This window comes from Colwellia sp. MB3u-4 (genome assembly GCF_014077065.1).
In the GTDB taxonomy this organism is placed as follows: Bacteria; Pseudomonadota; Gammaproteobacteria; order Enterobacterales; family Alteromonadaceae; genus Cognaticolwellia.
Map to the genome: position 1 here is coordinate 608,698 of NZ_JACGVE010000079.1, position 22,108 is coordinate 630,805.

17 protein-coding genes and 3 tRNA genes are annotated in these 22,108 nt (G+C 39.4%); 8 read left to right on the forward strand and 12 right to left on the reverse strand.

Features of this window, described 5'->3' with window-relative positions:
• Window positions 1-11 precede the first annotated feature (11 nt).
• From H4J61_RS12060 to ccoN, 5 genes are all read right to left on the reverse strand, one after another.
• On the reverse strand, window positions 12-512 hold the full coding sequence (locus H4J61_RS12060; protein WP_182136326.1) for a FixH family protein: 501 nt from the start codon (window positions 510-512) through the stop codon (window positions 12-14).
• A gap of 176 nt (window positions 513-688) precedes the next feature.
• Window positions 689-1,672, reverse strand: coding sequence for a cytochrome-c oxidase, cbb3-type subunit III (ccoP, locus tag H4J61_RS12065; protein WP_182136327.1), 984 nt, complete (start codon window positions 1,670-1,672; stop codon window positions 689-691).
• Window positions 1,665-1,871: a cbb3-type cytochrome c oxidase subunit 3 gene (locus tag H4J61_RS12070; RefSeq protein WP_220461033.1), complete on the reverse strand. Its 207-nt coding sequence runs from the start codon at window positions 1,869-1,871 to the stop codon at window positions 1,665-1,667. The genes ccoP and H4J61_RS12070 overlap by 8 nt, the downstream gene beginning before the upstream one ends.
• Window positions 1,868-2,512, reverse strand: a complete 645-nt coding sequence (ccoO, locus tag H4J61_RS12075) for a cytochrome-c oxidase, cbb3-type subunit II (RefSeq protein WP_182136328.1) — start codon at window positions 2,510-2,512, stop codon at window positions 1,868-1,870. Before ccoO ends, H4J61_RS12070 begins: the two co-directional genes overlap by 4 nt.
• Before the next feature lie 10 nt (window positions 2,513-2,522).
• Window positions 2,523-3,944: a cytochrome-c oxidase, cbb3-type subunit I gene (ccoN, locus tag H4J61_RS12080; RefSeq protein WP_182185196.1), complete on the reverse strand. Its 1,422-nt coding sequence runs from the start codon at window positions 3,942-3,944 to the stop codon at window positions 2,523-2,525.
• A gap of 703 nt (window positions 3,945-4,647) precedes the next feature.
• Between ccoN and H4J61_RS12085 the strand changes: the two genes are divergently transcribed.
• Window positions 4,648-5,247, forward strand: a complete 600-nt coding sequence (locus H4J61_RS12085) for a hypothetical protein (RefSeq protein ID WP_182185197.1) — start codon at window positions 4,648-4,650, stop codon at window positions 5,245-5,247.
• Window positions 5,248-5,467: 220 nt separating this feature from the next.
• Here the strand turns inward: H4J61_RS12085 and H4J61_RS12090 are convergent, their stop codons facing one another.
• Window positions 5,468-6,088, reverse strand: a complete 621-nt coding sequence (locus H4J61_RS12090; RefSeq protein WP_182136331.1) for a LysE family translocator — start codon at window positions 6,086-6,088, stop codon at window positions 5,468-5,470.
• A gap of 169 nt (window positions 6,089-6,257) precedes the next feature.
• Between H4J61_RS12090 and H4J61_RS12095 the strand changes: the two genes are divergently transcribed.
• The 5 genes from H4J61_RS12095 to H4J61_RS12115 all read left to right on the forward strand — a co-directional run bounded on the left by H4J61_RS12095 (window position 6,258) and on the right by H4J61_RS12115 (window position 11,389).
• Window positions 6,258-6,746, forward strand: a complete 489-nt coding sequence (locus tag H4J61_RS12095) for a TlpA disulfide reductase family protein (RefSeq protein WP_182185198.1) — start codon at window positions 6,258-6,260, stop codon at window positions 6,744-6,746.
• An 11-nt stretch (window positions 6,747-6,757) separates the two neighbouring features.
• Entirely contained in the window at window positions 6,758-7,027 is a 270-nt protein-coding gene (locus H4J61_RS12100) for a DUF4266 domain-containing protein (RefSeq protein WP_259363283.1), read from the forward strand.
• Window positions 7,018-8,391: a DUF3570 domain-containing protein gene (locus H4J61_RS12105; RefSeq protein ID WP_182185199.1), complete on the forward strand. Its 1,374-nt coding sequence runs from the start codon at window positions 7,018-7,020 to the stop codon at window positions 8,389-8,391. The genes H4J61_RS12100 and H4J61_RS12105 overlap by 10 nt, the downstream gene beginning before the upstream one ends.
• Before the next feature lie 92 nt (window positions 8,392-8,483).
• Window positions 8,484-9,386, forward strand: a complete 903-nt coding sequence (locus H4J61_RS12110; RefSeq protein WP_259363285.1) for an FAD:protein FMN transferase — start codon at window positions 8,484-8,486, stop codon at window positions 9,384-9,386.
• A gap of 416 nt (window positions 9,387-9,802) precedes the next feature.
• Window positions 9,803-11,389 (forward strand): M28 family metallopeptidase, encoded by a 1,587-nt coding sequence (locus H4J61_RS12115; RefSeq protein WP_182185235.1) that lies wholly within the window; start codon window positions 9,803-9,805, stop codon window positions 11,387-11,389.
• A gap of 1,276 nt (window positions 11,390-12,665) precedes the next feature.
• On the opposite strand, the gene H4J61_RS12120 is transcribed toward H4J61_RS12115, so the two are convergent.
• The 3 genes from H4J61_RS12120 to H4J61_RS12130 all read right to left on the reverse strand — a co-directional run bounded on the left by H4J61_RS12120 (window position 12,666) and on the right by H4J61_RS12130 (window position 13,029).
• Window positions 12,666-12,741, reverse strand: a tRNA-Asn gene (locus tag H4J61_RS12120).
• A gap of 69 nt (window positions 12,742-12,810) precedes the next feature.
• Window positions 12,811-12,886: transfer RNA gene (locus H4J61_RS12125), tRNA-Asn, on the reverse strand.
• A 67-nt stretch (window positions 12,887-12,953) separates the two neighbouring features.
• Window positions 12,954-13,029, reverse strand: a tRNA-Asn gene (locus H4J61_RS12130).
• 555 nt (window positions 13,030-13,584) lie between these two features.
• On the opposite strand from H4J61_RS12130, the gene H4J61_RS12135 reads away from it, so the two are divergent.
• Both H4J61_RS12135 and uvrB read left to right on the forward strand, forming a co-directional pair.
• Window positions 13,585-14,958, forward strand: coding sequence for an MATE family efflux transporter (locus H4J61_RS12135; RefSeq protein WP_182185201.1), 1,374 nt, complete (start codon window positions 13,585-13,587; stop codon window positions 14,956-14,958).
• Window positions 14,958-16,958: an excinuclease ABC subunit UvrB gene (gene uvrB / locus H4J61_RS12140; protein ID WP_182136336.1), complete on the forward strand. Its 2,001-nt coding sequence runs from the start codon at window positions 14,958-14,960 to the stop codon at window positions 16,956-16,958. Before H4J61_RS12135 ends, uvrB begins: the two co-directional genes overlap by 1 nt.
• Window positions 16,959-18,001: 1,043 nt before the next feature.
• On the opposite strand, the gene H4J61_RS12145 is transcribed toward uvrB, so the two are convergent.
• The 3 genes from H4J61_RS12145 to sbcB form a co-directional block, all read right to left on the reverse strand.
• On the reverse strand, window positions 18,002-18,484 hold the full coding sequence (locus H4J61_RS12145) for a glutathione peroxidase (protein ID WP_182185202.1): 483 nt from the start codon (window positions 18,482-18,484) through the stop codon (window positions 18,002-18,004).
• A gap of 419 nt (window positions 18,485-18,903) precedes the next feature.
• On the reverse strand, window positions 18,904-19,767 hold the full coding sequence (locus H4J61_RS12150; RefSeq protein WP_182185203.1) for an NAD(P)-dependent oxidoreductase: 864 nt from the start codon (window positions 19,765-19,767) through the stop codon (window positions 18,904-18,906).
• A 432-nt stretch (window positions 19,768-20,199) separates the two neighbouring features.
• Complete coding sequence (sbcB, locus tag H4J61_RS12155; RefSeq protein ID WP_182185204.1) at window positions 20,200-21,657, reverse strand: exodeoxyribonuclease I; 1,458 nt, start codon at window positions 21,655-21,657, stop codon at window positions 20,200-20,202.
• Window positions 21,658-22,108 lie beyond the last annotated feature (451 nt).

A 22,108-nucleotide genomic window follows, 5' to 3' on the forward strand; every position in this document is an offset into this window, starting at 1 on the left:
AGCTTGGCTCATTAATTTGCTTGGGCTGTGTCCGGTGCTATCGCAATAAAATCGGATTGAGGTAGGGTGATCACAGCTTGAATTTTCCAGTGATTTTCAAACGGAGTGATGGTTACCTGCCATTTACCGGCCACATTTTTATCAGCTTCAAAAATATGGGTAAAGTTACCGTTGCCATCAGGTGTTAATACTAAAGAAAAATCTCTATCCGCTAGGGTTGGGTGATAAAAATTGACATTAAGTAAGGGAAATTCTTTTTCAATACCCGTTGGGCGAATAATAAGCTGATCGTCAACAAGTTTTAAACCAAAGCTCATCCCAAGCTTTTGCGCTTGTTTAATTTTACCCAATTCAAGGTTAATCGCTTTACCTTTTTTATAATAATCTCCAACGACCAGAGTGTCAGGATTAGTATTGGCAATAATGAAGGTGGCAATGCCGGCAACTACCACGGTAAAAGGCAATATAAATACAAACCATGCCCAAGGTTCTCGGTACCAAGATGTTTTCATGAAAATTTCTTCTTTGCTGAGAGAATGAGTATTATACGACTATTCTTAAGTGCTAACTATTAAAAAGTGTTAACTATTAAAAAACGCTAATTTAGTGAACTTTACTCTTTTTTAAATAAAAAAGCCTTAGTACATTACAGTTCCAAGGCTTTGTATTTAATTATTATTTTTAATTTTTACTCGTGCGATAAGCTATAAATATAGGCACTGATGACGTGAATTTTTTGTTCACCTAGGATTTTATCCCAAGCCGGCATTACGCCAGCACGACCATTAGCAATTGACATTTCAACAGCACGTGGCGAACCACCATATAACCAAATATTATCTGTTAAGTTAGGCGCACCTAATGCAATACCCATTGCATCACTACCTTTGCCTTCGCTACCGTGACAAGCCGCACACATGGCAAATTTAACTTTACCCGCTTCTGCTGCTTTGGTGTCAACTTCACGACCACTTAAACTCAAGACATAGGCGGTAACTTCTTTAACACCTTGTTCGCCGCCTAATGCTGCGCTCCAAGCTATCATGCCATTTGCCTTACGACCATGGATAAGAGTAGCTTTGATCATTTCAGGTGAACCACCGTATAACCAATCTTTATCAGCTAGATTAGGAAAACCAGTAGCACCACGTGCATCAGAACCATGACACTGAGAACAGTTTTGTAAATACAAGCGTTGTCCGACTTTACGTGCAGAGGTTGCTTCATCATCATTAGCGGTTGCTAAGTCAATAATTTTACGCTCTGCATAGGCATCAAAAATAGGGCCATACTTTTCACCGGCAGCAGCAACTTCTCGGTCGTACTGTACTAACATGCCCGCTGCTTTCGCATTAGCAATACTTGCTTTAGATTCTGATAAATTTAAAATGCCTTGGTTAGAACTCTTCCAACCTAATAGGCCTTGAAAGTTACCTAAACCTGGATAAAGCAGTAAATAGCCAAAACCCCAGATAATGGTTAATAAGAAGAAAGTACTCCACCATTTCGGTAATGGGTTGTTCAATTCTTCAATACCGTCAAAGACATGACCCGTAGGCTCACCTTCTTCAACACCTGCAAAGTTCTTTAAGCAATAGTTCAATAGTAGATAACAACCCACTAATGTACCTAAGGTAAGAACGGTAATCCAAATACTCCAGAAGCTAGACATTGTTATTAGTCTCCTGTTTGTTATTTTTGTCAGAGTGCTTTAATTCAGTTTCAGTATCTTCTTCAAAAATTGAATTTGCCGCTTCATCAAACGCTGATTTGCGTTTTTTTGAATACGACCAAACCACAATGACAATAAATAATGCCAATATTAATAGGGCAACTAGCCCTCTAAGCGTGCCGTAGTCTATAGTTATCATTTCAGCGCATGACCTAGAGATTGTAAATAGGCAATTAATGCCGTCATCTCTGTTTTACCTGCAACTGCATTTTTTGCATTAGCCAGCTCAGTTTCAGAGTAAAGCGGAATAGCATTACCTTGCTCGTCTTTATGGCTACGATTACGGGTTAAGAAATTAAATGTTGATAATTTCTTCTCCGTTAATTCGCCGTCAAGCTTAGTCTCAGCTAACCATTTAAACGAAGGCATATTTGACTCAGGCACAACTGAACGAGGGTCAAGTAAATGCGCAAGATGCCAATCGTCGCTGTAACGACCACCAACACGGGCTAAATCAGGGCCTGTTCGTTTAGAACCCCATAAAAATGGATGTTCCCATACACCTTCACCAGCAACAGAGTAGTGACCGTAACGCTCTGTTTCAGCACGAAAAGGACGGATCATTTGGCTGTGACAAACATTGCAACCTTCGCGAATATAAATGTCACGACCTTCCATCTCTAACGCGGTATAAGGTCTTAGGTTATCAACCGGTGTTGTGGTGGCTTTTTGAAAGAACAAAGGTGTAATTTCAACTAAACCACCAATGCTGATTGCAAGAATAGTAAAGATAGCAAACAGACCAACATTTTTTTCAAACTTTTCATGTTTATTTTTCATTGTCGGCTCCTTAGTTTATTTCAAGTGGCTTAAGACTATTGTCTTTAGCATAGACTGTTTTGTACATGTTATAAGCCATCAATAAGAAACCAATAACAACCAATACACCACCAACAAAACGCATAAAGTAGAAGGGTTTAGAGGCAACTAAACTTTCAACAAAGCTGTAAGTTAATGTTCCATCAGTATTAACAGCTCTCCACATTAACCCTTGCATGACACCCGAGATCCACATAGCGACTATGTACAAAACGATACCTGATGTGTGTAACCAGAAATGCACGTTAATCAACCTAGTGCTGTACATACGACCTTGATTAAATAACACAGGAATTAAGTGATACATAGCACCAATTGTCACCATAGCAACCCAGCCTAAAGCACCTGAATGTACATGACCTATAGTCCAATCTGTGTAATGAGATAATGCATTCACCGATTTAATCGCCATCATAGGGCCTTCAAAGGTAGACATACCGTAAAAGGATAATGAAACAATTAAGAAGCGCAAAATTGGGTCGTAGCGAAGTTTATGCCACGCACCAGAAAGCGTCATAATACCGTTAATCATACCACCCCAAGAAGGTAAGAATAATACGATTGACATCACCATACCTACTGACTGAGCCCAATCAGGTAGTGCAGTGTAATGTAAGTGATGAGGACCGGCCCAAATGTACAATGAAATTAATGCCCAAAAATGAACAATTGATAAACGGTAAGAATAAACTGGACGTTCAGCTTGTTTCGGTACGAAGTAATACATCATACCCAAGAAACCAGCCGTCAGTAAGAAGCCTACGGCATTGTGTCCATACCACCACTGCATCATGGCATCGATAGCGCCAGAATATATTGAGTAGGACTTAAACATCGAGACCGGAATAACCATGCTATTTCCGATGTGTAAAACGGCTACAGTGAGAATGAAACCACCAAAAAACCAGTTTGCAACATAGATGTGAGATGTATTACGTTTGACTAAGGTGCCAAAAAACACAATGGCGTAACTGATCCAAACCACAGCAATTAAAATGTCAATCGGCCATTCTAATTCGGCATACTCCTTACTTGAAGTGTAACCCATAGGTAAAGTGATAATGGCAAGCACGATAACCGCTTGCCAGCCCCAAAAGGTAAAGGCGACTAATTTGCCACCAAACAAAACTGATTTACAGGTGCGCTGAACAACATAATATGAAGTAGCGAAGAGTGCACTGGTGCCAAAAGCAAAAATTACCACATTGGTATGCAGTGGACGAAGACGAGAATAGGTTAGCCAAGGTGTTTCAAAATTTAGTGCCGGCCAAATTAATTGCGCGGCAATAAGTACACCTAATGCAGTACCAAAGATCCCCCAAATAACTGTCATTACGGTGAATTGACGCACCACATTGAAGTTATATGCCGGATGTTCAAGCGTTGTTGTCATTTTTATTGTTCCGTTACTAAGTTAAATTTTGCAATTTTCTGTAAAAAATAAACTTTTTCATGAAAAATGCTGAGAAGCTACGTAATTTTACCTTTCGCCTATGCCATAAATCAACCGTAAATCTTGATTTAAATCAACAAAAAAATTCTGTTGCTGCAATATTGTTCAATAAGTTAATAAGCAAGTGCTGATTAATTTTTTTACTCGTTTTTTTATTAGAAAAAGAAGACCATTTAAAATGGGCTAATTTAGCGGAAAAAGTGAATCAAGCTATGGTTAATATTTGCACGATTAAATTAAAGATAAATGATGGCAACTCAATAATATTTGGCAAATACGTTGGCAAACATTATCGAGCTAACTACATGATACGCTTTTTAAACTATTTAACACTAGATACTGTGTTAAATTTAGGGAGTATCTCGCTGAACATTTTCTGTTTAAAACTAAAAAAATCACCAAGGCACTTTAATACCAAGGTACTTTAATAACAGGTCAGTCCATGTTGTTATTTTGCCGTGACCTGACTTTAATTACTAAGCATTACGAGGGTAATCTTGTGTAAGATCATAGCAAAAGCTAACTCTGCGCTTTTTGTTGAAAACCTGGTATAACGCAATAAATAAAAGCCAATAAAAAAGTGATAAATATCACCAAGGTTTGTGTATCATGAGCGACAAATATCTTTCTTTTATAGCATGTCATGAATATTTCCAAAAAATTAGCGCAAGACATTTTATTAACATTGTCAGCCATTCTATTAACCGCTTGTAGTCCCCAAGATAAGGTTAACCCAACCGTGGATGTTCAGAACGTGCCCACTGCACAGTGCATTACTCAACAAAGCCAATGTCAATTCGACTTAGCCGGAGGGCAAGTTCAAGTCCTATTTACTGTTGATAGAATAGTTGCTGAGCAGGCATTTAATATGGTGCTGAATTATCAAGGTACACCAGCACTGACCAGCGTTAGTGGTTATCTTGAAGGTGTTAACATGTATATGGGGAAAATACCTTTGTTTATTGAAGAGAGTTTTCCAAACAATAGAATGAATAACAAAAAGTTAGATAATGTAAAACCAGATCAAATCAATATAACTCAGTTAAAGATAGAGAGTGAATTTGAGAGTACATTTGAGAGTACAATTGAGAGTGAAACAGCGAGTAAACAAGTGTTTAAAGCCGAGGTACTCGTTGGTAGTTGTTCCGCCGAGGAAATGACATGGCGCATATGGTTAACCTTCACCACAGTTAAAGAAAAAACTTATACAAAAATGTTAACTGTGGCGAGTTATCGAAGCTAAAAGCTCTACAATCATCTGAGCTTTATTTAGTGGGTGATCTTGTTGTACGCAGACTTTGTTACAGGAACAAATCACCGCTGGCAATAACGTAATAAAATTAGTCTATGGCACTAAAAATCATCATTAGCTAGTCATCCACTTTAAACATTTGCCAGTGCATTCATACCAGAATCATAAGCCTTGTACCACTGTTAAGTGCAAAGGCTTCGTTTAACTTATATCAGCTAATGGCTAGCCAAATAGCCACTAATATCATTAAACTGCCTGATATTCTATTAAGCAGTTGTACATTGTTTCTTTGGGTTAATAGCTTACCAATAGTTTTTCCACCAGTGGCGTATAGGGTCATACAAACAAATTCTGATATTAATATTACCGCCACTAAAATGCTCAATTGTGGTGCCAATGGCAGGGTTTGGCTAATAAAAGGGGGTAATAGCGAAATCATAAATGCCCAACCTTTTGGATTGGCTATGGCAGTAAAAAATCCTTGTTGAAATAAGCTGCGCTTTTTAATGACTTGTTGGTGTTGATTTGAATTGGTCAAAAGTTTGCCTTTAGCTCGGCACATATTAATACCAACATATAATAAATATAATGCCCCAATTATTTTAAACGCTTGAAATAGTTCTGGGAACTTAGTCATTATTGTGGCAACACCTAATACAGAGGCAACAGCTACGGTAGCAACACCTAATAACTCCCCATACATCATCCATAATGTTTTTCTCACCCCGATGGTAATCCCTAAGCTCATGGCTAATGTCATACACATACCTGGCGTTAAGCTAACAATAAAAAATGTTGGGATAAATAAACTGAGCAGGGTGATATCAATCAAGGTGAAAATTTCCAGTAAAAAAGGATAAGTAAATATGTCAGCGATAATAACGTAACTTGGCTCATTAGAGAAAATTTATATCCAATGTTTTTATTAAACCTTAAGGATTTCTTAAGAAAAATCAAATAAGGTTAAGGCCTTAAAACTAGACTAATGAATTTTACTGTTTATGCCAAAAATTTTACCAAAATTAATTAACACCTTTACTGTATTGGCGTTATTACTCTCCTTGTTGTTGGTTAAAAATACTCAAGCGATGTCGATACCCGAAACTAAGTTGCAGCAAACCTTAGCCGAACACCGAGGACAAGTCGTCTATCTTGATTTCTGGGCTTCTTGGTGCGGGCCATGTCGTAAGTCATTTCCTTGGATGAACGACATGCAGCAAAAATATCGTGATCAAGGCTTTGTCATCATTAGTGTCAATCTTGATGCCGATAAAACATTAGCAACAGAATTTTTGCTAGAAAACCCGGCAAACTTCTTAGTTATCTATGATCCCGAAGGTGACATCGCGCAACAATTTAATATTCAAGGCATGCCAAGTAGCTTATTAATTGACAAACAGGGTAACGTGCAGCAGGCACACACAGGGTTTTTTACTAAAAAAGTAAAGCTTTATGAAACGCAATTAATGGCGTTATTAGCAGTTAAATAGGGAGTAGATTGATGAAAATATTTCAGGTCAAAAAAAATTACTTTAATGCGGATTTACCTTCGCCAATAATTAAGTATTCGTTATTGTCAGCGGCAATCTTTTTAGCCAGTGGCTGTTCATCATTAGGCGTACAGCCATGGGAGCGTGATTTATTAGCGAAAGAAGAGATGGCGTTAACCTCTTCAGCGATAGATTCTGCGCTTGATGATCATATCTATTTCAGCAAAGAAGCGTCAAGTGGTGGTAAAGGTTTTGGTGGCGGAGGTTGCGGATGCAATTAAATCACAAAAAGACGCCAATAAACATTAAGGCAGCACTGACTATTGCTACCTCGGCGTTGTTAGGCACATTACCTGTTATTGCCAATGCAGCAGACGACACAACGACACCTGCAAAAGCACAGCAAGAATCTTCCTGGGATTTTGAGAGTGCATTTTTATATTATAGTGAAAGCGATCGCGTTTCAGCCGCCGAAGCGGTTATAAGCGCTCAAAAAACTTTTGAAAATGAAGAAATATTGAATCTAAAGTTAACCATAGATTCACTCACAGGTGCCTCGGCTACTGGCGCAGCGGCACAGCCGAATGTGCAAACATTTACCCGACCTTCAGGCAAGGGAAGTTATCAAACGCAAGCGGGTAAAATCCCGTTAGACGACACATTTAAAGATACTCGCGTACAGCTAAATGCCCAGTGGACTCAGCCATTAGCAGAAAACTATACCGGTAGTGCAGGTGTTCATATTTCAAAAGAATATGATTATTTATCACTAGGGGTTAATGGCAACCTTGCGTATGACTTTAACAATAAAAACTCAACATTTTCAGTAGGGTTAAGTTACTTTCAAGACACATTTGAACCAGAAGGTGGTATTCCATTGGCTTTCGCATCAATGCCATCGGCTTATGACGATGATGACGAATATGGCAACGACGAAGAGGCTGAAGATGAGACAGTAAATAGCGTGGGTAAAACGGCTTTTAATGCTACGCGCAGAACAGACAGTGACGACAAAACTACTGCAGATATCATGTTTGGTTTCACACAAGTAATTAATCGTCGCATGATCACACAGTTTAATTACTCTTATTCAAAAGTTGATGGTTATTTAAGCGACCCTTTTAAAATGTTAAGTTTGGTCAATAGCGAAGGCATTGCGCAAGACTACCTTTATGAAAACCGTCCTGACAGTCGCGTTAAGCAAAGTGTATTTGCACAAACTAAATATCACTTTGAACAAAACGTTATTGATATCTCTTATCGTTATATGTGGGATGACTGGGCAATAGACTCTCATACTATTGATTCAAGGTTGAGAATACCACTGTCTCGTAATAGTTATATCGAGCCTCACTTTAGATTTTATCAACAAAGTGCTGCTGACTTTTACCAACCATTTTTAGCACAATCGAATGCTATTCCAGAATTTGCGAGTGCAGATTATCGGATTGGAGAAATGAGCGCATACACCTTAGGGGTGAAGTACGGTATGAAGCTTAGCGACGGTAATGACTTGTCTTTTAGGTTAGAGTATTATCGACAAGACCCTAAAAATTCAGGCTATCAAGCACCGGGTGCGCTAGCAGAAGTTGATTTATATGAAAGTGTAGACGCGATTATCGCCCAAGTTAGCTATTCATTTTAATTTCGCTTAACTTCGCTGAAATTTGCTTAACTTCGTTTAAATACGCAGGGACGCGTTGAAAAAATAAAATGGCGGTAAAAATTGGAGAACACTTGAAGAAAAAGCCAGTTAGACAAGTTGAAATAACAGCAACTGATGACGGCCATTGTTTGCGTTTTGATGCCATGGCCAGTCCTTGTGAAGTACTAGTGGCTAGCAAGGATCACAAACTTGCATTGACCCTAGGTAAGCTTATTGCTGATGAAGTATGGCGCATTGAAGATAAATACTCACGTTATCAAGCCAGCAGTGTTTGTTCTGCTATAAATAATAGTGGCGGTCAGGCGTTAGCTATAGATCAAGAAACCTATTTGTTATTAAACTTTGCTGATACTTGTTATCAACTCAGCGATGGTGTTTTTGACATAACATCTGGGGTATTACGGCAAGTTTGGCAATTTGATGGTAGCGATAATATTCCTCATGATAGCGATGTACAAAAAAGCTTAGAAAACATCGGTTGGCATAAAATATTTTTTGATGAACAGCAAATCATAATGCCAGAGCATATGGAAATAGACTTTGGCGGAATTGGTAAAGAATACGCAGTAGACAGAGCGATGATCATTGCCAACGAATTTACTCAATTGCCGCTACTGGTTAATTTAGGTGGAGATTTAGCCGCTAATAAACCCCGTAAAACCAATGTGCCATGGCAAGTAGGCATTGAGCACCCAGGTTTTATTGAACGCAAGCCTATGGTGGTGAGTCTGTTAAAAGGCGCATTAGCCACTAGCGGTGACGCAAAGCGCTTTTTATTCAAAGATAACGTTCGTTATAGCCATATTTTAAATGCAAAAACCGGTTGGCCAGTTGTACAAGCGCCGCGCTCTATTACGGTGGTTGCACCACAATGTATTCAAGCCGGAATATTAGCCACATTAGCCTTAATGCAGGGGCCGCAGGCGGAAGATTTTTTGACCGAGCAAGAAATTAAATTTTGGGCTATTCGTTAACTTCCCTATTAGTTAGCACCTATAGTGCGTAAATTCATTGCTCCTTGCCACTGTCTTTATAAAGCCAATAACATATCAAGTTAACCTTCCTATAGCCGTGTTTAAAATAGCGGCGTTTAAGCCGCATTTACGCCAGGTTAATGCCTTGGGTTGGTAAATAACCACAAGTAAAATAATCGCTGAGTAACTGAAGTCTGTAGTTTTATTTTTAATGACTAAGGCAACAAGTGCTTTGTATTGATTGGGTATTTCTAGCGTTTTGTGAGGAATACCGTTAGTCTGATAGGTGATTTAAATTCACCATTAATTTTATGACTTTTAAACTGTGGTGAATAAACTTTAGGAGAATTAAGTTGAGTTATATTCGTGAAAAACGTCAGCAAATACTGCTAGGTGCTGGCGCCTTACTACTGTCGATGAGTGCTTGTGCTCAGGATAATTTCATTGCAGCGTATCAATCGTTTGATATTAACGCGATAAAAGCTGATGTAAAAAAATTATCTTCAGATAAATTCGCAGGCCGTGAGCCATCAACTGAAGGTGAAATATTAACCACCAACATGTTGATTTCGAGATTCAAAAAACTAGGTTTAACGCCGGGTAATGGCGATAGTTATCTTCAAGCGGTACCGATGAATAGTATAGTGAGTGAGCCCGTTGGCACACTAACCATTGCTGATATAGCCTTTGATTTTCCTAAAAACTATGTGGCTAGCTCACGTCAAACACGTGAACAAATTAGCCTTGAAAACTCTGAGTTAGTTTTCGTTGGTTATGGCATCAACGCACCTGAGTATCAATGGAATGATTATAAAAATATTGATGTCAAAGGAAAGACGGTTGTGGTTTTAGTTAACGACCCAGGTTATGCCTCACAAGACCCCGCACTGTTTGATGGCAATACCATGACCTATTACGGGCGCTGGACTTATAAATATGAAGAAGCGGCCCGTCAAGGCGCTGCTGGCGCTATTATAGTGCATGAAACCAAACCTGCTAGTTACGGTTGGAATGTTATCGAAAGCAGCTGGACTGGCGCGCAATACCATCTACCAGCCAAAGAAGTGAATGAAGCCGTTGTTGATGTTGAAATGTGGATCAGCACAGACAAAGCACACGAGTTAATGGCCAAAGCTGGTTTAGATTTTAATAGCTTAAAAGCCCAAGCATTGTCGAATGAATTTCAAGCGGTACCACTTAAACTAAAGGCTAACATCAAAGTTAACAATACTATTACAGCCTCAGTATCTAATAATGTTATCGCGACAATTCCAGGTCGTACGAGCCCTGATGAACATGTGATCTATATGGGACATTGGGATCACCTAGGCTCTACCGTTATTGACGGTAAAACCCTTTACTTTAATGGAGCACATGACAACGCAACAGGTACAGCAGGTTTAATGCATATTGCTAAAGCCTATAAAGCGTTAGACAAAGCCCCTGAACGCTCAGTAACCTTTATGGCGGCAACAGCCGAAGAGCAAGGGCGTTTAGGCTCACGTTATTTTGCCAACCACCCAACCATGCCATTAAATAAAGTCGTAGGTTTGATCAACATGGACAGTTTAGACATTTCAGGCTTGAAAACTGACTTAACAGTCGTCGGTTTTGGTAAGTCGGCACTTGAAGATTACTTAGCAAAAGCGGCTAAAAGCCAAGGGCGTATCCTAACCCCTGAGCAAACCCCTGAACGTGGCTACTATTATCGTTCAGACCACTTTAGTTTGGCAAAGAAAGGCGTACCGGCATTAAGCGCTGGTGGTGGCTCTACTTGGCTTAATGCCGAGCAAAAAGCCATTGGTGAGCAAGTGTCTGCTTTAGTCGCTAAGTGTTATCACCAAACCTGTGACGAATACAATGAAAACTGGGGCTGGCAGGGCATGATTGCAGAGCTGCAAGTCTTCTTTGAAACAGGCTATATGTTAAGCAACACAAAAGACTGGCCAAACTGGCGTGAAGGCAGTGAGTTTAAAGTCGCTCGCGATGCCATGATGAAATAAGTTATTAAGCTTAAAATATCAATACAGGGGTTAAATGAAAATTTAGCCCTTTTTTATAGGCTAATTTATATAAACCCTCTTGAAATAAATCTTCTAAATATAAATCAAAAAAAACAATCACAAAAAAATTACGCAGCGCTAAGCGCCAGATAAACACGCGTAAACTTTATCTGGGTTAATGTAGGGTGGACTTTAGTCCATCAAGTTAAATGAAATTTAACTGTGTTTGTTAAAAATGCCGAGCGAAAAAATAATATCCTGCTATAAGTGCAATTAACTCATCAGGTTAATTGCACGTTTAACGGTTGACGGACTAAAGTCCGACCTACAAAAAAATGGCCTACATCTAGATCGTCACCCGTATTCTCTATGTAGGATGGACTTCAGTCCATCAGGTTAAATGAAATTTAACTGCTTTTGGTATTAAGACTAATTAAGAAAAATAATACCGGCTGCTGGTGTTTTTTGGCCTATAGCATTAATCACTAGTTTAACGGTTGACGGACTAAAGTCCGACCTACAAAAAAATTACCAAAAATTGCCCAGTGCTACATGAACACCGGTAAACTTTACATGGGGTTAATGTAGGATGGACTTCAGTCCATCAAGTTAAATGAAATTTAACGGCTTTTGGTATTAAGACTAATTAAGAAAAACAATATCTGCTGCTGATGTTTTTTGGCCTATAGCATTAACCACTAGTTTAACGGTTGACGGACTAAAGTCCGACCTACAAAAAAAAATCATAAAACACTTGCCCAGTGCTACATGAACAGCCGTAAACTTTACATGGGGTTAATGTAGGATGGACTTCAGTCCATCAGGTTAAATGAAATTTAACTGCTTTTGGTATTAAGACTAATTAAGAAAAATAATATTTGCTGCCGATGTTTTTTGGCCTACAGCATTAACCACTAGCTTAACGGTTGTCGGACTAAAGTCCGACCTACAAAAAATTGCCTACATCTACATCTACATCGTCACCGGTAGGCCCTATGTAGGGTGGACTTCAGTCCATCAGGTTAAATGAAATTTAACTGCTTTTGGTATTAAGACTAATTAAGAAAAATAATACCGGCTGCTGATGTTTTTTGGCCTACAGCATTAATCACTCGCTTAACGGTTGACGGACTAAAGTCCGACCTACAAAGAAATGACAAATGCTTATTAATTACAAAAGCGGGGCTGTTGTTCTACCAAGTGATTTTTTGAGGGATATTCGTTCATCAAATTCAAGACGAAAAAAAACCTGCTTAAAAAAGCAGGTTCTTTAATGTGGCTCCTCAACTTGGACTTGAACCAAGGACAAACGGATTAACAGTCCGTTGCTCTACCAACTGAGCTATTGAGGAATTGTTCTTTCTACTATACTTGCTAATATAACCGCTAGCAATATCACCACTAGCCATTACATCTTAATGTGGCTCCTCAACTTGGACTTGAACCAAGGACAAACGGATTAACAGTCCGTTGCTCTACCAACTGAGCTATTGAGGAATTGTTCTTCTACTATTTTCTAATATAGCCGTTTTTATATTAAAATAAAAACCACCACTTCTTAATTTGGCTCCTCAACTTGGACTTGAACCAAGGACAAACGGATTAACAGTCCGTTGCTCTACCAACTGAGCTATTGAGGAATTGTTTTGAAAGCCGCTACTGGCTAACGGGGCCGAATATTAAAGGCCGCATGTCATACTGTCAACACAAAAGTTCGAAAAAAATCATTTTATTGCTCGTTTGCTCAAATTGCAGGCGTTGTTGATAACATTCCTGCATTTTATGATGAATAAATGCTCAGCACTAAAAATAACAACTAAAAATAGAGTTATCCACTTTATCTGTGGATAACTATGTGGGTTAAAGTGTACGTTTACGTAAGGCAAACGGTAGAATGCGGCTTGTAGTCAAATGGAGATTTTTGTGACTAAGTTTAAATGTTAATTAATAACAAGTAGTTAGTGTGATATTGTCGTGTTTTCGCTCATGTTCGTGTGTTTTTTGTTCAAGAGTGATGTTTTATACATTTATGGTGTTTTTGGCGAAGAGCTGCATAGTCTATTTTATTTCAGCTATATGGTTTTTTCTTTAAGTTGTCTCATTATTATCACTAATAAAATATATACGTAGCGAGACCGATCACGATCTTTTACAATGGCAGGTGTATTCGGTTCATCACTTACGTTTAAAAATTAATGATTAAGACTAAAACTATTCACCAAATAAATCTACTTAAAGACCCCGTAGGTCCAACGTTAAAAACAATGACAGTGCCGATGATCTATGGCCTGATTTTATTGATGACCTTTAACTTAGTTGATACCTTTTTTGTCGGGCTATTGGGCACAGAGCCTTTAGCCGCAATTAGTTTTACTTTTCCTATTACCTTTACCGTGATCAGTCTCACTATAGGTTTAGGGATAGGTACCTCAGCCGTTATTGCAAAAGCGCTGGGTAAAGGTGACAAAGCGACGGCAAAAAACCTCGCAACCAGCGCATTATATTTGTCAGCAATCATTGTCGGTATGCTTGCCGTTGTTGGTTATTTGCTGATTGACGAAACCTTTTTACTTTTAGGGGCTAGCGAAGCACTGCTCCCCTTAATTCATCAATATATGGATCTCTGGTTTTTAGGTTGTATTTGTTTAATTGGCCCTATGATAGGTAACGCTATTTTGCGTGCTGATGGCGATACCAAAACACCCAGTATTATTATGGGTAGCGCCGGCTTAATCAATGCCGTATTAGATCCTATTTTTATTTTTGGTTTTGGTCCCGTACCCGCTATGGGTATCGAAGGTGCAGCCATTGCTACCTTAATATCTTGGCTATTTGGTTTAGGCTATGTTTTATATATTTTAGCGATTAAACGCGATTTAATTCACCGCCATCTAATGGCCATTAAAGACTTTATTTATTCGGCGCGTGATATTTTACATATTGGCTTACCTGCCGCGGGTGCAAATATGTTAACACCAGCTGCCTCCGCCGTGTTAACCGCGATTGTAGCTAACTATGGCGCATCAGCCGTAGCTGCTTTTGGGGTGGGGTCAAGAATTGAATCTATTGCCTGTTTAGTGGTGTTAGCGCTGTCGATGACATTACCGCCCTTTATCAGCCAAAACTTGGGTGCCGGCAACATGAAGCGTGTTGAAGACGGTTACAAAACGTCAATCAAATTTGTTTTAGGCTTTCAGGTGCTTGTTTATGTTGTGCTCGTGTTAGCCGCGCCGTTTATTGCCGACGTGTTCTCTAAAGAGCAAGCGGTTGCCGATATTATTAAACTTTTTATTTGGATTTTACCCTTAGGTTATGGCTTTCAAGGCGTTATTATTTTAACAAACTCATCATTTAACGCACTGCATAAGCCTATGGTAGCGCTAGTGTTAAGTATTATTCGTTTATTTATTTGTTATGTGCCGTTAGCTTATATGGGTAGTTTGTGGTTTGGTATAGAAGGCTTTTTTATCGGAGCTTTACTTGGAAATGTAGTGATGGCGGCTATTTCTTATGGTTTGTTTAACAAGCAATGTGAAAAAGATCGGGTCACGGCAGAGGTTATTACTTAATGAAAGCGTTAAAAATACATTCAGATTATACTCCTAGCGGCGATCAACCTACGGCAATCGCAAAATTGCTTGATGGTATTGAATCAGGTTTAGCACATCAAACATTATTAGGGGTAACCGGCTCAGGTAAAACTTATACCATCGCCAATGTTATCGAAAAGCTTAATCGTCCCACCATGATGTTAGCGCCAAATAAAACCTTGGCGGCACAATTATACGGTGAAATGAAAGATTTTTTCCCTGATAACGCCGTAGAATATTTTGTTTCTTACTATGACTACTATCAACCAGAAGCCTATGTGCCAACCACTGATACTTTTATCGAAAAAGATGCCTCGATCAATGAACATATTGAGCAAATGCGCTTATCGGCAACCAAATCACTGTTAGAGCGAAAAGACGTCATTATTATCGCCTCTGTCTCGGCTATTTATGGGTTGGGCGATCCTGAGTCCTACTTGAAAATGATGTTGCATATCAGCGTGGGCGACATTATTAATCAGCGTGACATTTTAAGGCGCTTAGCTGAATTGCAATATGCACGTAATGACATGGCATTTCAGCGCGCCACTTATCGTGTGCGCGGTGATGTTATTGATGTTTTCCCTGCTGAATCAGACCGCATGGCCTTACGTATTGAATTATTTGATGAAGAAATTGAGCGCATTAGCATATTTGATCCACTCACCGGCGCTGTTGATCGCACCGTTGCTCGCGTCACTATTTATCCTAAAACCCATTACGCGACACCACGTGAAAAAATAGTGGCTGCGGTTGAAAAAATCAAAATTGAATTAAAAGACAGAGCGACTCAACTTAAAGAAAACAATAAACTTATTGAAGAGCAGCGCATAGTGCAACGTACTCAATTTGATATTGAGATGATGACCGAGCTGGGTTATTGCTCCGGCATAGAAAACTACTCGCGCTATTTGTCGGGCCGGGGACCAGGAGAGGCACCACCAACATTATTTGATTACTTGCCCAGCGATGGCTTGCTGATCATTGACGAGTCACACGTCACCGTGCCGCAAATTGGCGCTATGTACAAAGGTGACCGTTCACGTAAAGAAAACCTCGTAGAATATGGCTTTAGATTACCTTCGGCGCTTGATAATCGCCCAATGAAGTTTGAAGAATTTGAAGCCTTGTCGCCGCAAACTATTTACGTTTCTGCAACGCCAAGTCACTATGAACTTGAAAAGTCAGCCGGTGAAATTGCTGAACAAGTCGTTAGGCCCACCGGACTGCTTGACCCCATCATAGAAGTTCGCCCCGTTGACACGCAAGTCGATGATCTACTTTCTGAAATTCGCAAACGAGTAAAAATTGATGAAAGAGTTTTAGCCACAACATTAACCAAACGTATGGCAGAAGATCTCACCGATTATTTAGACGAACACCAAGTTAAAGCGCGTTACTTACATTCTGATGTTGATACGGTTGAACGGGTAGAAATTATCCGAGATTTTCGTTTAGGAAAGTTTGATGTACTCGTAGGTATTAACTTACTGCGTGAAGGTTTAGATATGCCAGAAGTTTCTCTAGTGGCGATTCTCGATGCCGATAAAGAAGGCTTTTTGCGCTCAGAACGCTCACTTATTCAAACGATTGGGCGAGCGGCACGTAATATTAATGGCCGAGCAATTCTATATGCTGGACGCATTACCGGCTCAATGCGTAAAGCAATTGATGAAACCGACCGACGTCGCGTTAAACAGCACCAATACAATCTTGATAACAACATTACACCGCGTGGCGTTAGACGTAATATTTCTGATGTAATGGACCTCGATGGTGGCAAGACTCGCGCCGCAGCAGCATTAAAAGCCGCTGAGCCAGCTTCAGAATATGAAACCTTCACCACCAAACAAATTGATGCAAAAGTAAAAGAATTAGAAACAACCATGTTTAATCATGCCCAAAACTTAGAGTTTGAATTGGCTGCGTCGGTACGAGATAAAATTGCTAAATTACGCGATCTGCAGTTGGCGACCTAGCACGTTAAAAATTTATTGATCCAGTTAATTTTTAGTGGCCAATAAATATTGTAGAGATTGAAGTGGAGGTCGGGTTTTAGTCGGCTAGATTATCATCCGCAGGGCCTACATCTAGCTTCAATGTAAGCTAGATGTAGGCCCAATGTAGGTTGGACTTTAGTCCATCAGGTTAAATGAAATTTAACTGTTTCGGGTATAAATTCTGAGTGAAAAAATCATACTAGCTGCCAGTGTTTGTTAACCCATCAGGTTAATTACCTGTTTAACGGTTGTCAGACTAAAGTCCGACCTACAAAAAACATCCCAACGCTAGATTATCATCCACAGAGCCTATATAGTTTTAATGCAAGCCGAATGTAGGTTCGATGTAGGTTGGACTTTAGTCCATCAAGTTAAATGAAATTTAACTGTTTTTGGTATAAATTCAGACTGAAAAAATAATTCTAGCTACCAATGTTGTTAACCCACCAGGTTAATTGCCTACATAACAGTTGTCAGACTAAAGTCCGACCTACAAAAAACATCCCAACGCGAGATTGTCATCCACAGAACCTATCTAGCTTCAATGTAAGCCCAACGTAGCTTCGATTTAGGTTCGATGTAGGGTGGACTTTAGTCAATCAAGTTAAATGAAATTTAACCGTGTTTGGTATAAATTCTGAGTGAAAAAATCATATTAGCTGCCAATGTTTGTTAACCCATCAGGTTAATTACCTGTTTAACAGTTGTCAGACTAAAGTCCGACCTACAAAAAACATCCCAACGCTAGATTATCATCCACAGAGCCTATGTATCTTAAATATAAGCCCAACGTAGGTTCGATGTAGGGTGGACTTCAGTCCATCAGGTTAAATGAAATTTAACTGTTTCTGGTATAAATTCTGAGTGAAAAAATCATACTAGCTGCCAGTGTTTGTTAACCCAACAGGTTAATTACCTGTTTAACAGTTGTCAGACTAAAGTCCGACCTACAAAAAATTAAAAAATTGCCTAACGCTTGATTATCAAACTGAGGCGCTGACTTTCTGGGCGACTAAAACTGATTAAAGTATTGCCGCGATATCACTGGCAATATCGGCGGGCTTAGTGGTTGGGCTATAACGTTTTATCACTTTACCTTGATTATTAACCAAGAATTTTGTGAAATTCCACTTGATGCTTTTACTGCCTAAGAGCCCTGGCGCTGCATTTTTTAGGTGCTTATATAACGGGTGAGTGTTATCGCCATTAACCTCTATTTTACTGAACAGGTCGAATGAAATCTTAAAGTTAAGATCGCAAAACTTTTTAATTTCACTGTTCTCAGCTTTTTCCTGCTTACCAAATTGGTTACAAGGAAAAGCCAGTACTTCAAAGCCTTTGTCTTTGTATTCTTGATATAGTGTTTCTAAACCTGCATATTGTGGCGTAAAACCACAAGCACTAGCTGTGTTAACGATCAACAGGGTTTTACCTTGATATTTAGTAAAATCAACGGCTTCATTTTTATAATTGTTGGCACCAAAGGTGTAAATAGCGTTAGTCATAATACTCAACTGGTCGGATCAATGTAAAAACAGAATAAGGTATATGCGTGAAATTAACAAGATCCACGCGTCAGCACTTCAATCTAGCAGGCAAGTATATTTAGCGGGTAATAATAGCCAGCAAGCTGCTGATGTTTAGCGTTTGTTCGAGCGGGTACTCAATAGCTTATAAAACCGCTAAAAAAGACGAAAATCACGCGTGAAATTAACAAGATCCACGCGTCAGCATTTCCATCTAGCAGGCAAGTATATTTAGTGAATAATAATAGCTAGCAAGCGGCTGATGCTTAGAGTGTGTTCGAGCGGGTACTCAATAGCTTATAAAAGTTAAAGCTTATAAAAACAGCTAAAAAAGACGAAAATCACGGGTAAAACAACAGATAAAATTTCGCCTGAACATTAAAATATCGCTTGATAAGTTATGACAACCGGGTCAATAAACTTGAGGTGTCCCAGCGTTTACCACCATTTTTTTGTACGTCGGCATAAAATTGATCTACTAGCGCGGTTAATGGCAGGGTAGAGCCATTATTTTTTGCCTCAGTCAGGGCAATGTCGAGATCTTTTCTCATCCAGTCAACCGCAAAACCAAAATCATACTCGCCTTTTAACATGCTTTTATGGCGGTTATCCATTTGCCAAGAACCAGCAGCGCCTTGACTGATCACTTCAACAACCTGCTCGCAATCTAGCCCTGCGTTTTGACCAAAATGCAACGCTTCAGCTAAACCTTGTATCACACCCGCGATACAAATTTGGTTCATCATTTTTGCCAATTGGCCGCTACCGACAGGCCCAAGTAATTTACTAAATTTGGCATAGCATTGCATCGCACTTTCAGCTGCGGCGTATGTGTTTTGCTCGCCGCCCACCATAATTGATAATTGGCCATTAACAGCGCCAGCCTCACCACCTGATACGGGCGCGTCTAAAAACCCTAGATTAAGCTTAGTAGCTTGTTCAGCGAGTTCGCGAGCAACCGTGGCCGACGCTGTGGTATGGTCGACAAGAATAGCCTGAGTTTTCATGCCTGAAAATACGCCCTGTTGCCCTAAAACCACTTGGCGTAGGTCATCATCATTACCTACACATACAAAAACAATATCGCTGTCTTTCACCGCTTTTGCTGGTGTGCTAGCCATGGCTCCGCCATATTGCTCTACCCAGTGTTGAGCTTTTTTTGTCGTGCGATTATAAACAGTTACCTCATAACCCGCTTTTTGCAAATGGCCCGCCATAGGAAAACCCATAACACCTAAACCAATAAAAGAAACTTTTTTCATATTGTTCAACCTATTAAAATTAAATTTGTTAACGTTTATAGCAGAGATAGAGTGCTTAGCTTTAGCTGATAGCTGTTGTATGGAGCAAAGTTTTTACTGGGTTTAAACAGCTTAACTATCAGCGAAATTAAGCTGTTATATTTAAAGAGTTAGTTACAATTTACGTCATGAATGCCAGTAAAGGATAAAAAGTAGCGCGGATATAACCATTAAATTATTTTCATTAAGTCATACCAAACTCACTCGTTTTCTGATGGTGTTACTTGGTTTCAATAAGCCATTAGCACTAACATTCGCACTAACACTAGGGCGCTATTTAGCTAACCATCAGCACAAGGCGTTATTAACTAAACGCCTTGAATTTGGCTGTTTTTGCTAGGGATAAACTAGGCCAGCTAATCAATAAAACCGGTATAATTAATTCAAGCAATATTATTTGCTGATATATTCAAACAAGGCTTTTAATAACTGCATTTTTTCGGTGTTGTTTTCATGTTCAAAGGCCAAGTTTTCCAACTTCATCATATACTCATCAGCGCTCAATAAACCTTTAGTGCCATACTGAAGGCGATTTTGACAATGCGCCTGCCACTTTTGTTGCTCGCCGTCGTCTAGGGTATAAGGGAAGTTACGCGCCCGATAACTAAACAACAGGGTGTTTAATCGCTCATCTTGAAACTGAAAAGGGTGCGTGCCCAATTGCTCTGGCGCTAATTGGTGCAATATATCCATTTGCGCTTTGTCGCCATGCGAGAAAAATTTTCCGCCATATAAGGCAAATTCAGCTTCTACCGGTTCATCACCAAAGTCATTACTGGCAAAAACATCGGTTAATTTATCTCTAAGTTCAGTATGTTGCTTAAGGCTTTTTAAATGCTCTAAACAAAGTTCGCGAGGAATGTTTAAGCGTTCGGCATTCTCAGGTAACAAGGTTTTTGCTGGTGCGACAATAGGGCACTTATTTAAGTGAATCAACTTAACCGGGATCGGCAATTCATCTTCTGCTAATTCATCATAACGGGTATATAAACGTGCTTTTATTTCTGCACTAGACAGTGCAAATAACGGCGATGGGTCAAGCGCTAAATCTACCGCTATTACGGCATTTTTATTAATAGGGTGATAACAAATCGGCGCAAACCAGCTAGTGCAACCATGTAAAGAAGAGACTTTACTTGAGGTATGAACAATAGGGGTCATGTGGTAAACATCAATGAGCTCAGCCACCTGCTTTTTGTTCTTCAAATTAAAGATAAAGTCATATAACTTTGGCTGCTTTTCTTTAATCAGCTTTGCCATAGCGATAGTGGCATATACGTCACTCATCGCATCATGCGCCGCTTCATGGTCAATACCATTAGCTTTTGTTAGCAACTCTAAACGAAAGCTAACCACTTGTTCGCCGTCGCGTTCAACGGTTGGCCATTCAATACCTTCAGGGCGCAAGGCATAGCAAGCGCGTACCATATCTATAATGTCCCAGCGGCTATTACCATTTTGCCACTCACGCGCGTAAGGGTCGTAAAAGTTGCGATAGAATAAGTAGCGAGTTACCTCGTCATCAAAGCGAATACTGTTGTAGCCAGCTACACAAGTGTTAGCTTGGGAAAATAGTCCGTGAATACGCTCAGCAAATTCAGCCTCACTTAAGCCTTCTCGCAAAGCCTTTTGTGGGGTAATACCCGTAACTAAACAAGCTTCAGGGTGCGGCAGATAATCAGCGGGTGGCGAGCAATAAAACATTTCAGGCTCACCAATAATATTTAAATCTAGATCTGTGCGAATACCGGCAAACTGAGAGGGTTTGTCAAATTTTGGTGATATCCCCCAGGTTTCATAATCGTGCCAAAGAATAGTGGGCTGTGTATGGGTGTTTTGATTAGTTGGCATTGGTATGTTTTTGTCCCGTTTTTATTGGCCTGAAATTAACTTGTTGTGTTTTTTTATTTTATTGCGAGCTAAGTTATTTATGCTTATTCATTGTTTTTGTCTGCACTGTTACCTACAGAAAACTAACCCTTGTGTAGATAGTGGATGAAGCTATCACATCCTATATTAAAGAAATATCATAATAAGAGCCATGATAAACCTTTCGAGGTTACTGATCGAGACTCTATCAGTATAAGAGTGTCTGCAAAAGTGAAAATTGCTTGGCAATTCAGATTCATTATAACAATAAAGCTGACCGTTTGAGATTAGGGCATTACCCTAATGTGTCTTTGGGTGATGCCAGAAAATGAGTGTCAGAATTAAAGGGATTATTATTTGATGGGAAAAACCCTAAGCTTGTATGGCAACATAAAAAATAAAAATAAAAATAAAAATAAAAATAAAAATAAGG